The organism is Collinsella aerofaciens (assembly GCF_020181355.1).
Classification (GTDB): domain Bacteria; phylum Actinomycetota; class Coriobacteriia; order Coriobacteriales; family Coriobacteriaceae; genus Collinsella.
The window spans coordinates 510,155-524,640 of the sequence record NZ_CP084004.1; the positions used below are offsets into that span (position 1 = coordinate 510,155).

At 63.4% G+C, this 14,486-nt stretch carries 16 protein-coding genes; 2 read left to right on the top strand and 14 right to left on the bottom strand.

The annotated features are described in order from the left end of the window. Positions 1-72 precede the first annotated feature (72 nt). Positions 73-1,374, top strand: a complete 1,302-nt coding sequence (locus LCQ44_RS02250) for an ATP-binding protein (RefSeq protein WP_225093961.1) — start codon at positions 73-75, stop codon at positions 1,372-1,374. Positions 1,375-1,492: 118 nt separating this feature from the next. On the opposite strand, the gene LCQ44_RS02255 is transcribed toward LCQ44_RS02250, so the two are convergent. From LCQ44_RS02255 to larC2, 6 genes are all read right to left on the bottom strand, one after another. After that, positions 1,493-2,494, bottom strand: coding sequence for a Ppx/GppA phosphatase family protein (locus tag LCQ44_RS02255; protein ID WP_225093962.1), 1,002 nt, complete (start codon positions 2,492-2,494; stop codon positions 1,493-1,495). A gap of 20 nt (positions 2,495-2,514) precedes the next feature. After that, positions 2,515-3,276 carry an FtsB family cell division protein gene (locus tag LCQ44_RS02260; protein WP_225093963.1) on the bottom strand — a complete coding sequence of 254 codons (762 nt, stop codon included), beginning with the start codon at positions 3,274-3,276 and terminating at the stop codon, positions 2,515-2,517. Positions 3,277-3,472: 196 nt separating this feature from the next. Further along, positions 3,473-4,762: a phosphopyruvate hydratase gene (eno, locus tag LCQ44_RS02265; protein WP_117564903.1), complete on the bottom strand. Its 1,290-nt coding sequence runs from the start codon at positions 4,760-4,762 to the stop codon at positions 3,473-3,475. A gap of 189 nt (positions 4,763-4,951) precedes the next feature. Further along, positions 4,952-5,812, bottom strand: a complete 861-nt coding sequence (mazG, locus tag LCQ44_RS02270) for a nucleoside triphosphate pyrophosphohydrolase (RefSeq protein WP_225093964.1) — start codon at positions 5,810-5,812, stop codon at positions 4,952-4,954. 2 nt (positions 5,813-5,814) lie between these two features. After that, positions 5,815-6,363, bottom strand: a complete 549-nt coding sequence (gene yfcE, locus LCQ44_RS02275; protein WP_225093965.1) for a phosphodiesterase — start codon at positions 6,361-6,363, stop codon at positions 5,815-5,817. A 55-nt stretch (positions 6,364-6,418) separates the two neighbouring features. Beyond that, complete coding sequence (gene larC2 / locus LCQ44_RS02280) at positions 6,419-6,904, bottom strand: nickel pincer cofactor biosynthesis protein LarC2 (protein ID WP_225093966.1); 486 nt, start codon at positions 6,902-6,904, stop codon at positions 6,419-6,421. 299 nt (positions 6,905-7,203) lie between these two features. On the opposite strand from larC2, the gene LCQ44_RS02285 reads away from it, so the two are divergent. Next, a complete protein-coding gene (locus tag LCQ44_RS02285) occupies positions 7,204-8,115 on the top strand; it encodes a PHP domain-containing protein (protein ID WP_225093967.1) in 912 nt (303 codons plus the stop codon). A gap of 27 nt (positions 8,116-8,142) precedes the next feature. On the opposite strand, the gene hisE is transcribed toward LCQ44_RS02285, so the two are convergent. The 8 genes from hisE to hisD all read right to left on the bottom strand — a co-directional run bounded on the left by hisE (position 8,143) and on the right by hisD (position 14,407). Then, the gene (hisE, locus tag LCQ44_RS02290; protein ID WP_225093968.1) at positions 8,143-8,460 is read right to left on the bottom strand and encodes a phosphoribosyl-ATP diphosphatase; all 318 of its coding nucleotides are present in this window, start codon (positions 8,458-8,460) and stop codon (positions 8,143-8,145) included. 46 nt (positions 8,461-8,506) lie between these two features. Then, positions 8,507-8,836, bottom strand: coding sequence for a phosphoribosyl-AMP cyclohydrolase (gene hisI, locus LCQ44_RS02295; protein WP_225093969.1), 330 nt, complete (start codon positions 8,834-8,836; stop codon positions 8,507-8,509). A gap of 142 nt (positions 8,837-8,978) precedes the next feature. Further along, positions 8,979-9,761, bottom strand: a complete 783-nt coding sequence (gene hisF / locus LCQ44_RS02300) for an imidazole glycerol phosphate synthase subunit HisF (RefSeq protein ID WP_225093970.1) — start codon at positions 9,759-9,761, stop codon at positions 8,979-8,981. A 3-nt stretch (positions 9,762-9,764) separates the two neighbouring features. Further along, a complete protein-coding gene (locus LCQ44_RS02305) occupies positions 9,765-10,508 on the bottom strand; it encodes a 1-(5-phosphoribosyl)-5-[(5-phosphoribosylamino)methylideneamino]imidazole-4-carboxamide isomerase (RefSeq protein ID WP_225093971.1) in 744 nt (247 codons plus the stop codon). Then, positions 10,505-11,206, bottom strand: coding sequence for an imidazole glycerol phosphate synthase subunit HisH (locus LCQ44_RS02310; protein WP_138113411.1), 702 nt, complete (start codon positions 11,204-11,206; stop codon positions 10,505-10,507). The genes LCQ44_RS02305 and LCQ44_RS02310 overlap by 4 nt, the downstream gene beginning before the upstream one ends. Positions 11,207-11,265: 59 nt before the next feature. Continuing rightward, complete coding sequence (gene hisB / locus LCQ44_RS02315) at positions 11,266-11,853, bottom strand: imidazoleglycerol-phosphate dehydratase HisB (RefSeq protein WP_225093972.1); 588 nt, start codon at positions 11,851-11,853, stop codon at positions 11,266-11,268. After that, positions 11,854-12,969 (bottom strand): histidinol-phosphate transaminase, encoded by a 1,116-nt coding sequence (gene hisC / locus LCQ44_RS02320; RefSeq protein WP_225093973.1) that lies wholly within the window; start codon positions 12,967-12,969, stop codon positions 11,854-11,856. A 1-nt stretch (position 12,970) separates the two neighbouring features. Then, positions 12,971-14,407, bottom strand: a complete 1,437-nt coding sequence (gene hisD / locus LCQ44_RS02325) for a histidinol dehydrogenase (RefSeq protein ID WP_225093974.1) — start codon at positions 14,405-14,407, stop codon at positions 12,971-12,973. Between the last annotated feature and the right edge of the window lie 79 nt (positions 14,408-14,486).

Genomic DNA, 14,486 nt, shown 5'->3' on the forward strand with positions numbered 1-14,486 from the left:
TGGTTGTCTCGCACATTTTTCGATGGAAACGCCCAAATGGCCTTATACTAGCCGAGAGGGTTGGGAGGCAATATGCAGCGACAGCTTATGAGTGAACTTATCGCTTGGAAATCAAGGGCGAATCGCAAACCTCTCTTGCTTGAGGGAGCCCGCCAGACAGGAAAGACTTGGCTTCTTAACGAATTCGCAAGCCAGCAGTATCGAAACGTCATTCGTTTTGACTTTATGCTCGAGCCGAGCACACGCTCGCTGTTCGATGGGAACCTCGACCCCAAGCGCATCATCTCCCAGATAGAACTCCTACGTGGCCAAACCGTAACGCCGGAAGACACGCTCATCATCTTCGACGAGATCCAAGAGGCACCACGCGGGATCACCTCACTCAAGTACTTCAACGAACTTGCACCCGAATACCACATCGTGGCAGCCGGTTCCTATATGGGCCTCGCGCTCCGACGCGAAAACGAGTCATTTCCCGTCGGTAAAATCGACCAGCTCACCATGCGTCCCATGGGGTTTGCCGAATTCGTTCGTGCCGTCGACGGCGGCCCGCTCGCCGACGCCGTCCTTGCCGCAGACATGAACCTTCTGGCAAACGTTACCGAAAAGCTCGAGCACTTGCTCAAGGAATACCTTGTTGTCGGCGGTATGCCCGAAGTTGTCTCCGCTTTCGCCGAGACACGCGATTTCATCGAAGCCCGAAGGCTTCAGCAGCAAATCATCGAGGCTTACGAATCCGATTTTGGCAAACATGCACCCGCCCGCATCGTCGAGCGCATGAGGTTGGTTTGGAAATCCCTTCCCGGCCAGCTTGCAAAGGAGAACAAGAAGTTTGTCTATGGCGCCCTTCGTCCCGGAGCGCGCGCACGCGATTTCGAGGAAAGCCTCCAGTGGCTCACGGACTACGGAATCGTTCATAAGGTGCCACGTGTCTCCGCTCTAAAGGCGCCGCTCTCGAGCTATGAAGACCTCTCGGGCTTCAAACTGTTCTGCATCGACACCGGCATCCTCGGAGCGCTCTCCGGTCTCTCTCCGGCCATCGTTCTTAACGGATCCGCTGTTTTTACCGAGTTCAAAGGTTCGCTGACCGAACAATACGTCGCGCAGGAGCTTTTGCTCCAGGACAAAACTCCCGCGTATTGGTCCTCTACCTCCGGCAATGCCGAAACCGACTTTGCCATCGACCATGCGGGAACCGTGCTTCCGCTTGAGGTCAAGGCGGCAGAGAACCTTAAAGCGAAGAGTCTGAAAATAGCCTGCGAAAAATTCAAACTCGAGCGTTGCGTGAGGAGCTCCCTGGCGGCATATAGAGACGAGGGCATGCTCATCAATATTCCGCTTTGGGAGATTGGGCAGATCGACAAGCTGGCATAGGCGCTGTGGGGACGCCCCGCAAGGACTGTCCCCAGGTGCCGGCTGTTGAGTTGCGGTGGAATAGGGACTGTTTGGTGCCCGAAAGGGCGATTGTAGTCCGTATTTCACCGCAACTTATTTAGAGGGCGCTGAGGCTGGGGGTCCAGGCGATGGTGGGAGTCGCGCCGTCGAGAACCTCGTTGATGGTGGCGACCATGCCAGCGAGGAGGCTGCTCTCGCTTACGGTGAGCGTCTTGTAGCCGCCGGCTCGCATGAGCTCGCGAATCACCACGGCGCCGGCCAGAATCACGCCCGCGCGCTTGGGCTGCACGCCCGGCAGCGCAGCGATACCCTCCACATCCAGCGTAGACATACGATCGATGGCGGCCGAGATCTGCTCCATCGAAAGCTCGCGTAGGTGAACAAAACTCGAATCGTACGGTTCCAGCTCGTGGACCAGAGCCACCAGCGTAGTCACCGTGCCACCCACCGCGACCAGGCGCTCGGCACGCTCAAAATCGACAGGCAAGCTCTTAAAGTAGCCCGCAAACTGCTCGCCTGCCCACGCGGCGGCAGCCGCAAGCTCGTTCGTCGACGGCGGCAGCGCAGAGAAAAACCGCTCGGTCACGCGGCGGCAGCCAATGTCCAGCGAGCGCGTTCCCTCCAGCGCAAAGACCCCGCGCTCCGGCGCATAGACACCCGTCGCGAGTTCCGTGGACCCGCCGCCCGAATCCGCGACAATAATGCGCTCGCCAGCAAAGTCGTGTGCCACGCCAAAAAACGTCAGGCGCGCCTCGACCTCGCCCGGAATCACCTGCGGTTCGAGCCCCAGATCGCGCAGACCGTCCAGCAGCAGCGCGGCGTTGGACGCATCGCGCGCGGCACTCGTGCACGTGGCGCAGACGCACGCGGCCCCAAAGGCACGCGCCTCGTCCACAAACATGCGGCATGCGGCGAGCACGCGCTCGACCGCCGCCTCGCAAAAGCGGCCCGTCGCGTCCACGCCCTCGCCCAGATCGGTAATCTCGGTATGCTTGGACGATTCCACGATCGCCCCGCCCTCGACCTGCGCTAGCGCTAGTCGCGACGACACCGTTCCCAGGTCGATCGCGGCCACCTTATATCGTTTGCAATTTGTCATTGCGGGCTCCCCTCCGGGCGCTATTTGCCGTTGGACACGACCGTCTGGCCCTCGACGCCGTTAAATCCAAACAGCATGTCAAGCGTCCGGATGTACCATGGCGCGTCCTTGCCGACTTCTTCGATCTCCTTGGCCACCTCGCTGGCCTTCTTGGCGTTCGACGACTTCTTTTCAGCCGACGACGAGTCCGAATCGCCGTCCAGGCCCTGCACTTCAATCCTCTTCTCGCCGGGCATCGCCATGCCCAGTTCCCGTGCCCGATCCTTAATGCCCTCTTCCGAGAGCCACTTGTCAGTGTCTTTTTTCATCTCATCTTTGTATTGCTCGCGAATCTCGACCTGCTTGGCCAAGATGTCGTTCGAGCGTTTTGCAACGTACAGGTCGCGCACGGGGAAATACAGGCTCACGAGCGCCAGAGCCACCACGATACCGATAAACAGCGGGCGTAGAGAGCCATGCGTAAAGTCATAGATCGCCTTAATCACCGCGTTGTCGTTGGCGTAGCGCATAAAGTCCGAACCCGAAAGACGGCTCGAGGGCCTGCTCGATTTGTCGTGCGTCTGGGCCGAGGGACGCGACGCATGTGTCGAACGTGCCGGGCGCACCGGTCCATCTGTCGAAGTATTCACTTGAGCATTGGGGCGCGAGGTACTTGTCGGGCGCTGCATGGAGCGGTCGGCGCCGGCGTAGGCGGACCCACCGAGCTGCACCGTGCGCGCACGGCGAGGCGACGGCTCACGCGAACCGGCGGAATAGTACCTGTTGTCGTAAATCTGATCCATGTGCGCCTTGTGCGGTTGAGGTTTGTTTGCGCTAAGTATTCTAGTTATAGCACGAGCGTGCGCACCACCTTCGACAGCCTTTGCTCGACATAAAAAAGGCGCTGAGCCATATGGCCCAGCGCCCACAGCGCTTTGCGGCGTCCAGCCAAGGCGGGGGCGGAACCGAGTCAGCCTCCCCCTCGCCAAATTCGCCCGTTTAGCGAATGTTGTAGAACGCGGCCTTGCCGGCGTAGCGCGCGCTGCCCTCGAGCTCGTCCTCGATGCGGATGAGCTGGTTGTACTTGGCGATGCGGTCGCTGCGGCACGGGGCGCCCGACTTGATCTGGCCGGCGTTGACGCCCACGACCAGGTCGGCGATCGTGGAGTCCTCGGTCTCGCCGGAGCGGTGGCTCACGATGCAAGCGTAACCGGCCTCCTTGGCGGTCTCGATGGCCTCCAGCGACTCGGTGAGCGTGCCGATCTGGTTGACCTTGACCAGGATCGCGTTGGCGGCACCCAGCTCGATGCCCTTCTTGAGGCGCTCGGTGTTGGTGACGAACAAGTCGTCGCCCACCAGCTGCACCTTATTGCCAATGCGGCGGGTAAGCTCGACCCAGCCGTCCCAGTCCTCCTCGGCCATGCCGTCCTCGATGGAGATGATGGGATAGGTGTCGACGAGCTTCTCCCAGTAATCGACCATCTGGGCGCTCGTGTACTCAACGCCCTCGCCCTTGAGCTCGTACATACCGGTCTCAGCGTTGTAGAACTCGGTGGACGCCGGATCCATGGCGTACATAAAGTCGACGCCGGGCTTAAAGCCAGCCTTCTCGACGGCCTTGGTGATGTACTCGAACGGCTCGGCATTGGTCTTAAGGTTGGGGGCAAAGCCGCCCTCGTCGCCCACACCGCCGCCCAGGCCGGCCTCGTGCAGCACGCCCTTGAGGGTGTGGTAGACCTCGGCGCACCAACGCAGGCCCTCGGCAAAGCTCGGGGCGCCCACCGGCATGATCATGAACTCCTGGAAGTCGACGTTATTATCGGCATGCACGCCGCCGTTGAGAATGTTCATCATAGGCGTGGGCAGCAGGTGGGCGTTGACGCCACCCAGGTACTGGTACAGCGACAGGCCCGCCGACTCGGCAGCGGCGCGGGCAACGGCCAGCGACACGCCCAGGATGGCGTTGGCACCGAGCTTGGTCTTGTTGGGGGTACCGTCCGCGGCAATCAGCGCGGCATCGACAGCGCGCTGGTCGAAGGCGTCGAGGCCCACGACGGCGTTAGCGCACTCGTTGTTGACGTGCTCGACGGCCTGCGAAACGCCCTTGCCCAGATAGCGGCCCTTGTCGCCATCGCGCAGCTCGCAAGCCTCAAAGGCACCGGTCGAAGCGCCCGAAGGCACCATCGCGCGACCGAAGCTACCGTCCTCGAGCACAACCTCGACCTCGACGGTGGGATTGCCGCGGCTGTCGAGCACCTCGCGACCGTAAACGTCCAAAATATCGCTCATGTTGTCTCCCTCTCGCTTGGAAACGTAGTGGATGCAAGCGACCGGCTGACCGTGCACCATCGGTGCGTCTCCGTAAGTTAGCCATGTCGCACTTTTTGCATTATGCCCTAAGTTAGCCGAGGGATACACTTGATTTTCGAAAAATTTAGCGGGAACGATGAGGCGTGTCAGCCCGTCGTTCCCGCAGTCTTACTCCTCCGCCTTTGCGGCATCCCACAGGTCGTTGAGGCCGTGGGTCGAAAGCTCGGCCAGATCCACGTGGGCATCGGCCGCCATCTGCTCCATCGCAGCCCAGCGATGGCGGAACTTTGCCGTACTGGCGCGCAGGGCGCTCTCGGCGTCGATACCCTCTTTGCGTGCCACGTTGACTAGGACAAAGAGCAGATCTCCAAACTCCATTTCGCGCTCGGGCGTTCCGGGGGCCTCGGCCTCAAACTCGGCACGTTCCTCGGCAACCTCGTCCCACACGTCCTGGACCGTCTCCCACTCAAAGCCTACGGCGGCCGCCTTGCGTGACACCTTCTGCGCCTGCATCAATGCCGGCAGATGCGTGGGCACGCCATCGAGCAGACCCTCGGGCGCGGCCTCGCCCGCCGCCACGGCCTTGTCCTTGGCGGCTTTCTCGGCAAGCTTGACCTCGTCCCAAATCTTGAGCACTTCGTCGGAGCTCTCGGCATCCACATCGCCAAACACGTGCGGATGGCGTCGGATGAGCTTGGCGTCGATATCGCGTGCCACATCGGCCAGCGTAAACTCACCGGCGTCCGCCGCAATCTGCGTATGCAACACTACCTGCATGAGCACGTCGCCCAGCTCCTCGCGCAGATGCGCCACGTCGTCCGCCTCGATGCAATCGAGCGCCTCGTAGGCTTCCTCGATCATGTTCTTGCCAATGCTGCGGTGCGTCTGCTCGCGGTCCCATGGGCAGCCGTCGGGCTGACGAAGGCGCCAGATGGTCTGCACCAGATGCTGCAACTCGGCCGACGCGTCGACCAGCGTGGACAGGTCGCGCGAACCCTCGGCATTTTGCTGAGCCATATGCTCGGGCATGGTTAGTCCTCCTCCATGATCACGTGGCGGAACGCGCCGCCCTCGTAGATACCGTAGCTGTGCGAGTCGTCCTTGGGAATGCTCACGCTGCCGGGGTTGAAGAGCCACAGGCCCGGGTGCGCCTCGCTTGCCTCGTTAACCTTGATGTGCGTATGGCCGTAGACGAGCGCGGAGCCCTCGGGCAGCGCGGGCGCGTGGTCGACGCTGTTGTGCATGCCAGCGCCAAAGACGTGGCCGTGCGTCAGGAACAGCTCGCGGCCGGTCTCGTCAAACAGCGTGGCGTAGTCGGCCATGACGGGAAAGCCGAGCACCATCTGGTCGACCTCGGCGTCGCAGTTGCCACGCACCGCGATGATGCGGTCGGCCAGGGCGTTGAGCAGCGGAATCACGCGCTTGGGAGCATAGTCGCGCGGCAGGTCGTTGCGCGGACCGTGATAGAGCAGGTCGCCCAGCAGGACGATGCGGTCGGGCTGCTCGGACTCGATGGCGGCGACCAGGCGCTCGGCCCAGTATGCCGAGCCGTGGATGTCGGAAGCGATGAGGTATTTCATGGTGGTCCTTTCGGGTGGGGTTGATGGGACTGGGCGTGGCGTGCCACCGGCCGCGCTATTCAAATCGCAGTGCCGCGGCTTGTGCCGCCTGCATCACGCGCTGGAGCGGCACATTATGCTCGCGAGCGAGACGGGCGCAGTCCTCGTACTCGGGCGCTGCACGCTCGCTGCCGTCGGGCAGGGTGGCCACCTTGACGGACACCTCGCCCCATGGCGTCGCCACCTGCTCAAAGCGGCGTGGTAGGCAAACGCGCTCCATGACCTGGCGACGAATGGCGTTGGTCGTGGTCTCCAAAAAGATAATCGTCTGCAAGCGCTCGATATCATCGTGCGAGCAGATTACCTGCAGCTGCCAGCCGGGGCGGCCCTTTTTGCAGTAAAGCGGCAACCAATGCACCTCGCGGGCGCCGGCCTTGCGCAGGCAATCGGCAGCGTAGGCAAGCACCTCGGGCGACGCATCATCGATGTCGCACTCCAGCTTGACGATGGTCTCGGGCGCATCGGTCTCGCGGGACAGCGGAGATGTACTTCCACGTTGCATACGGTCCGGTTCCTTTCCGCGCGGGCTCGTTTTGTTCACTCAAACGCTAGCACATCGGACGTGGCACAAGCGTGACTTTCGTCCGTCGCCGCCCTCGCCCCTATCCAAACGTGTACGTCAGCCTCCAAACATGTCATTATTTGTCGGTTTTGGAGGCTGACGTACACGTTTTGAGAGCAAGCGAGGCCGCACCACGCGCCGCGCAACCTTTCCAATCGATTTCGATCCCCGGCGTGCCCGGCGTGTTGAGAGCTGCGCCATTACAATGAAGCGGATTCGCTTGACGCAAAGGAGCCGCTATGCCCATGTGCCCGCTGGTCGATTGCCATACCCACACCTCGTTTTCGGACGGGCATGCCTCGTTTGAGGACAACGTCCGTGCCGCTGCTGCGGCCGGCTGCCGCGTCATGGTCTCGACCGACCATCTCACCCTGCCCGCCAGCATGGATGCTAACTGCGAGGTGCAGGTTACTGAGGGCGACCTCCCGGCGCATCGTCTGGCTTTTGAGGACGCTCGCAATCTTGCCGCTCAGATTGCGCCAGAACTCACCTTTATCTACGGTTTCGAATGCGATTGGTACGAGGGCTGCGAGCCTTTGGTTGAGCGCTGGTCCCGGGGCGCCGTCATGCGCCTGGGCAGTGTGCACTGGATTGGCAACCCAGGCGATATCATGGCCGGTGCCGCGGGTACGGCGGGAACGGAGGACGTCGCTCGTCCCGATACGCCCGATTCGCACTGCGGCTGGATCGACGATGACACCAACCTGCACGTTTGGGAAAACCTGGGGGTACGCGGCGTGTGGGAGCGCTATGTCGATGACTGGTGCCGCGCCTGCGAGAGCCCGCTCAACTTTGATGTGATGGCTCACCCCGACCTGGTCATGCGCTTTTCGAAGGAAGGCTTTGCGCCCGATTTTGACCCCGCACCGTTTTGGCAGCAGATGGCAGAGTGCGCGCACGATACGGGCCGCCGCGTTGAGGCCTCGACGGCCGCACCGCGCAAGGGCTTGGGCGACTACTACCCCGCAACCGGTCTTTTGCGCTGCTTTGCCCATGCCGAAGTGCCGATCACCTTTGGCTCGGACGCGCACCGCGCCTGCGATATCTGCTGGAACATCCGCGAGGCCCAGGCGCACGCCTATGACTGCGGTTATCGAACCTTCGACATCCCCCACGCCACCGGCGAATGGGAATCCACGCCCCTCGCCTAACTGGTCGTTTAAGAACGTCCCCAATGACTAGTGGCGGCGGGCGTTGAGTTCTCCGGCCAGCTCGTCGAGGGTGATGCCGTAGCGCTCGAGCGTCACGAGCAGATGGTAGACCAGGTCGCCGGCCTCATAGCGAATGTGGTCGTGGTCGTTATCCTTGCAGGCCATGATCACCTCGCTCGCCTCCTCGGCAAGCTTCTTGAGCAGCTCATCCTCGACGTCGGTCAGCAGACGCGCGGTATAGCTCTCCTGTGGCGACGCGTCACGACGGCGATGAATCACCTCGGCCAGCCCCGCCAGCGTCTCTCCGATATTTCCATCCTGAACATTTGCGGTGCGCACACCCATGGTTCAATCCTTTCTGGCTGGCCAAGCGCTTGGTCGAGCGCCCGCCCTACGCGAGTTTCTTAAAGAAGCAGGTACGGTTGCCGGTATGGCAGGCCGGACCCGGAGAATCGACCTTGACCAGCAGCGTATCGCTATCGCAGTCGGCCCAGAGCTCCTTGACCTCCTGCATGTTGCCGCTCGTCGCGCCCTTGTTCCAGAGCTCCTGGCGGCTACGGCTCCAAAACCACGTGGTACCGGTCTTGAGCGTCAGCCCCACCGATTCCTCATTCATCCAGGCAACCATAAGCACCTCGCCGGTGTCATATTGCTGAACCACACAAGGAATCAGCCCGTTGGCATCGTATGTAAGCTTTGAAGGATCGGTTATCTCTTCCATTTCTCTCCCCAAATTCAAACTTCGCAGGTCGGCGAGGGTTGTCCAGGTGCCCGAGATTCCGAGCGACAAGCCCGACGACGCGTACTTAAGTACGCGAGGAGGGTTGGAGCCGGAAGGTCGGGTGCCTGGACAAGCCGCAGCGCTAGAAGTCCAACCTGACAGGGATGCCTTGAGAGGCCATATACTCTTTGACTTCGCGAATGCTGAACGTCCCAAAGTGAAAGACGCTGGCCGCCAGCACGGCGTCGGCTTCGCCCTCGATCACACCCTCAGCAAAATGCTCGAGCGTGCCCACACCGCCGCTCGCGATCACCGGAATCGGCACCGCGCGCGCCACGGCGCGGGTGAGCGCCAGGTCAAATCCGGCCTTGGTGCCGTCGCGATCCATACTGGTCAGCAGGATCTCGCCGGCGCCGCGACGAGCCGCCTCCTCGGCCCACGCCACCGCGTCGATGCCCGTGGCGTTGCGGCCTCCTGCGGTAAAGACCTCCCACTTGTCGGCACCGGATGCGCCAGGCAAGCCGACGTGCTTGGCATCGATCGCCACGACCACGGCCTGGCTGCCAAACGCCGCGGCAGCCTGGCTAATCAGCGACGGGTCGCGCACGGCGGCAGAGTTGAGCGACACCTTGTCAGCACCGGCTGCAACCATGGTGCGCATGCCCGCCAGGTCGCGAAAGCCGCCGCCCACGGTATAGGGAACAGCGAGCTCCTCGGCCGCATGCGCCGCCATCTCGATGGTCGTCGCGCGGTTGTCGCTCGTGGCGGTAATGTCCAGGAAGACAACCTCGTCCGCACCCTCGCGGTCGTAGGCGCGGGCCAGCTCCACCGGGTCGCCCGCATCGCGCAGGCTCACAAAGTTGACACCCTTGACCACGCGGCCGTCCTTGACGTCCAAGCAGGGAATCACGCGTTTGGTAAGCATGGGCTACTCCTCCCCTCGGGCGGCGGCCAGCGCCTGGGCCAGCGTAAAGTTGCCCTCATAGAGCGCACGACCGGTAATGGCGCCTTCAATCGCGCCCTCACCCACCGCGGCCAGCGCGCGGATGTCGTCGAGCGTCGAGATGCCGCCCGAAGCCACGACGGGAAAGCCCGCGACCTCGGCCACATGACGATACGCTGCCACATCGATGCCCGTCTGCATGCCATCGCGCGCGATGTCGGTATACACCAGATGCTTAAAGCCCAGCTCGGTAAGCTGCGCCACGGCATCGTCGAGCACCACGCCCGCGCCGTCACGCCAGCCGTTCACCTTGACCTGACCGTCGCGCGCGGCGATGTCTGCCACCAGCAGCTCGCCAAAGCCTTGGGCTGCCACCTCGGCAAAACCCGGCTCGGTCACCAGCACGGTGCCCAGCGCAATGCGGCGAGCACCATAGCCGGCCAGCTCGTCGATGCGTGCGAGCGAGCGGACGCCGCCGCCCACGTCCACGGACAGACCGTCGACGCTGCAGATGGCCTTAATCGCTGCCGAGTTGGCAGCGCATGTGTCCTCGTCCTCGCCAAAGGCAGCGGACAGGTCGACGACGTGCACCCAGCTCGCACCCTGCTCGGCAAAGGAGCCGGCAACGGCCACGGGGTCGTCGGAATATACCTTGCAGCGGCTCCGGTCGCCGCGCTCCAGGCGCACGACCTTGCCGCCGATCAAATCGATTGCGGGAAACAGAATCATCGGCCGGCCCCCTCGACGATGCTCACGAAGTTCTTAAGAATGCGCTGACCCAGCGCAGAGGATTTCTCGGGATGGAACTGGCAGCCCCACACGTTGCCGTGGCGCACGATGCACGGGAAGCTCCGCGTGTAGTGCGTGCGTGCCAGAACATCGGCGGCATCGGCATCGTCGGCCACCGCATAGCTGTGGGTGAAGTACATATTGGCGCCCTCGGCAAAACCGGCGAGCAGCGGATCGGCCGCACCGGCAGGCGTCATGTGCACCTGGTCCCACCCCACGTGCGGCACCTTCAGGCGGCTCGACTCCAGACGCGCGCACGAACCGCGCATAATACCCAGGCCATCGACCCAGGGGCCACCGGCCTGCTCGGGGGTGTTGCCGTCGGCAACTGCGCCCTCGTCCGCAGGCACGCCCTCGTTGCCGCGCTCAAAAAATAATTGAAGGCCCAGGCAGATGCCGAGCAGCGGAGTTCCAGCGGCAACGGCGTCGAGCACGGCCGCCTCCTCGCCGCTCTGGCGCATAAAGGCGATCGCGTCATAGAACGCGCCCACGCCCGGGATGACCAGGCCGTCGGCGTTGCGAATCTGCTCCGGGTCGTCCGATGTGCAGGCGGCGGCACCGGCGCGCGCAAGCCCGCGCACGACGCTCGACAAGTTGCCCTTGTGGTAGTCGACCACCACGATCTTCGGTTCGCCCACGCGACCCTCCCTTATCTCCTTCAAAACCTGCCAAAATAAACCTGTCCCTTTTTGGCAGGTTACAGTGAGCCCTTGGTGCTGGGGATGCCCTGCACGCGGGGATCGAGCTCGCAGGCGTGGCGCATCGTGCGGCCCACGGCCTTAAAGGCGGCCTCGATAATGTGGTGCGAATTGCCGCCCGCCAGCTCGCGCACGTGCAGCGTTAGTTTGGCATCGCGCGCAAAGGCGTAGAAGAACTCGACGGCCAGCTCGGTATCAAAGCTGCCCACGCGCTCGGTCGGCACGGGCAGCTCGCAATAGGCCTGGCCACGGCCCGAGATATCCACGGCGGCCATCACGAGCGTCTCGTCCATGGCAATCGCCGCGTCGGCAAAGCGCGTAATGCCCGCCTTGTCACCCAGCGCTTGGCAAAACGCCTCGCCCAGCACGATGCCCGTATCCTCGACGGTGTGGTGCGCGTCGACTTCCACGTCGCCCACCGCGCGCACCGTCAAATCGAACAGACCATGGCGGCCAAAGGCGTTGAGCATGTGGTCGAAAAACGGCACGCCGGTCGAGATATCGCACGCACCGGTTCCATCCAGGTCGAGCTTTACGACAATATCGGTCTCCCCCGTCTTACGGGTTACCTCGGCATAGCGGCCCATCTACATCTCCTCCTTCACCAGCGCGGCAAACGCAGCCAGCACCTCATCATTTTCCTGCGGGGTACCCACGGTAATGCGCAGACAGTCCGCAAGCCCCGGCGCATAGCTAAAGTCGCGCACCAAAATCGAATACTCATCGCGCAGACGTTCGCGCACGCGCGTGGCATGCGGCGTGCGCACGAGCACAAAGTTCGCCGCGCTCGGCCACGCCTCCACGGGCAGGCCCTCGGCAGCCATTGCACGCAGGGCGCACAGCTCGCTCTCGCGCTCGGATGCAACCTGTGCCACCACGGGCGCGTACGCATCGCGGGCACGCACGCAGGCAAGCGCGGCGGCTTGGCTCAGCACGTTGACCGAATAGATCTGGCGAATCGCCGCGAACACGTCGATGACCTCGGGCGCCGCGATCACATAGCCCAGACGCGTGCCGGCGGCGCCAAACGCCTTGGACAGCGTATGCAGAATCACCAGGTTGGGATGCTCGGCGATAAGCCCCTGCGCCGTGGTGGCCGCGCCAAACGAATCGTCGGCAAACTCAACGTAGGCCTCGTCGACCATCACCATGCCGGGGCACGCATCGCACAGCGCCGCGATAAAGTCGAGCGGCGCCACGTCGCCCGTGGGGTTATTGGGCGAGGTCACGATTGCCAGGTTGCACTCGGGCGCTGCCGCAAGCACGGCTGTCTGGTCGAGCTCAAAGGTCGCGGGGTCGCGCCACACGTCACGCACCTCGGTCTGGCAGAGCGACGCAAAGAACGCGTACTCGCTAAAGCACGGCGGGCAGTTGAGCAGGGTCCGTCCCACGCCGCCAAACGCCAACAGGTAGTTATAGAGCAGCTCGTCGCCGCCGTTTCCCACGCAGACATTCTCGCGCGCCACGCCATGCCAGGCAGCAAGCTCGTCGCGCAGGTCGTTCGACATGGGATCGGGATAGCGATTGAGCGGTGTGGCAGCCAGGGCAGCGTCGACCGCCTCGCGCACGCCGGTCGGCACGGGATAGGTGTTCTCGTTGGCCGAAAGGTTGATGCGCGTAGGCGTAAAGTTGGGATCGTAGGGCTCAATACCGGCCAGGTAAGGCTGGACGAGCTCCTTCATGTGGGGCGTCAGCTCGGCCATATTAGGCCTCCTTACCAGTCGCGCCAACGCCATCCGCGCCCGCAGCCGCCAGGTCAACGCCCTCGGCAACCGTCGCCACGGCGTCGCCCGGCCAGGCGACCTTGGTCAGGTCGGCCGCGGCCAGAGACTCGGCGCTCACGGCATCCTCGCCCTGCTCCAGCACACGGCGACGCAGTGCGGCGGAAAGCGCGTGTGCCCACAGGCCCTCGGCCTCGGCCAAACGTTGCGTAGCGGGAGCATCGGAGAGCAGGCCCTCGGGCGTATAGCAAATGACGCTCGAGCGCTTGACGAACTCCTCCACCGAAAGCGGGTTGGAGAACATGGCCGTGCCGCCGGTCGGCAGCGTGTGATTGGGGCCGGCAACGTAATCGCCGAGCGGCTCGGAGCTCCAAGCGCCCACAAAGATGGCGCCGGCGTTGCGAATGCCGCCGAGCAGGCCCATCGCGTCCTTGCAGTGCAGCTCCAGGTGCTCGGGCGCCACGGTGTTCACCGCCTCGACGGCGGCAGCCATGTCGGCGGCCACCACGATGGTGCCCTCATTGTCGAGCGAAGCACGCGTGATTTCGGCGCGTGGCGACTGCGCTACCAGAATATCGATACCCGCCTCGACCTCACGCGCAAACCGCTCGTCGCAGGTCACCAGATAGCAGGCTGCCAGCGGATCGTGCTCGGCCTGGGCCATCAGGTCGGCCGCGACCACCATGGGCTTGGCCGTAGCATCGGCCAGCACGCAGACCTCGGAGGGACCGGCGACCATATCGATACCCACGTCACCCGAGACAATCTGTTTGGCAGCGGCGACAAAGGCGTTGCCCGGGCCGGTGATTTTGTCGACGCGCGGAATGGTCTCGGTACCGTACGCCAGTGCGGCCACGGCCTGGGCGCCGCCCACCATATAGATCTCGTCCACGCCGCCGAGCTTTGCCGCGGCGAGTGTGTAGGGGCTGATCAGGCCGTCCTTTTGCGGCGGGGTCACCATGACCACGCGCTCAACGCCGGCGACCTTGGCGGGAATGGCGTTCATAAGCACGGTGGAGGGATACTGCGCACGGCCGCCCGGCACGTAGATGCCAGCCGCGGCAAGCGGGGTCACCTTAACGCCGAGCATCGTGCCGTCCGGGCGCGTGGTAAACCAGCTCTGCTCGACCTCGCGCTGGTGGAACTCGCGAATCTGGCGTGCAGCCTTTTCGAGCGCCGCGACAAAAGCGGGATCGAGGCCCTCGAGCGCGGCATCGATCTGCTCTTGCGGCAGACGGAAGCTCTGCAGCTCAACGCCGTCAAAGCGCTGGCAATAGTCGCGCACCGCGGCATCGCCGTTGGCACGCACGTTGGCCACGATATCGCGCGCGGCGTCGACGATGTTTTGCGGCAGCACGCCCTTTCGGTTGAGCTGGTTGGTAACGAGGCGCTCACCGGGAGCAAGCTCGATGGTCTTCATATCGGTATCCCCTATCGGTCGAGGTTGTGTTCGAAAAACGAAAGGCCGGGCGGCGGCGCCAGTCGGCCCGCAGCCCGTA

Coding starts and splice junctions, on each gene's coding strand:
- LCQ44_RS02250 (WP_225093961.1), top strand. CDS start 73: ATGCAGCGACAGCTTATGAGTGAACTTATCGCTTGGAAATCAAGGGCG.
- LCQ44_RS02255 (WP_225093962.1), bottom strand. CDS start 2,494: ATGACAAATTGCAAACGATATAAGGTGGCCGCGATCGACCTGGGAACG.
- LCQ44_RS02260 (WP_225093963.1), bottom strand. CDS start 3,276: ATGGATCAGATTTACGACAACAGGTACTATTCCGCCGGTTCGCGTGAG.
- eno (WP_117564903.1), bottom strand. CDS start 4,762: ATGAGCGATATTTTGGACGTTTACGGTCGCGAGGTGCTCGACAGCCGC.
- mazG (WP_225093964.1), bottom strand. CDS start 5,812: ATGCCCGAGCATATGGCTCAGCAAAATGCCGAGGGTTCGCGCGACCTG.
- yfcE (WP_225093965.1), bottom strand. CDS start 6,363: ATGAAATACCTCATCGCTTCCGACATCCACGGCTCGGCATACTGGGCC.
- larC2 (WP_225093966.1), bottom strand. CDS start 6,904: ATGCAACGTGGAAGTACATCTCCGCTGTCCCGCGAGACCGATGCGCCC.
- LCQ44_RS02285 (WP_225093967.1), top strand. CDS start 7,204: ATGCCCATGTGCCCGCTGGTCGATTGCCATACCCACACCTCGTTTTCG.
- hisE (WP_225093968.1), bottom strand. CDS start 8,460: ATGGGTGTGCGCACCGCAAATGTTCAGGATGGAAATATCGGAGAGACG.
- hisI (WP_225093969.1), bottom strand. CDS start 8,836: ATGGAAGAGATAACCGATCCTTCAAAGCTTACATACGATGCCAACGGG.
- hisF (WP_225093970.1), bottom strand. CDS start 9,761: ATGCTTACCAAACGCGTGATTCCCTGCTTGGACGTCAAGGACGGCCGC.
- LCQ44_RS02305 (WP_225093971.1), bottom strand. CDS start 10,508: ATGATTCTGTTTCCCGCAATCGATTTGATCGGCGGCAAGGTCGTGCGC.
- hisB (WP_225093972.1), bottom strand. CDS start 11,853: ATGGGCCGCTATGCCGAGGTAACCCGTAAGACGGGGGAGACCGATATT.
- hisC (WP_225093973.1), bottom strand. CDS start 12,969: ATGGCCGAGCTGACGCCCCACATGAAGGAGCTCGTCCAGCCTTACCTG.
- hisD (WP_225093974.1), bottom strand. CDS start 14,407: ATGAAGACCATCGAGCTTGCTCCCGGTGAGCGCCTCGTTACCAACCAG.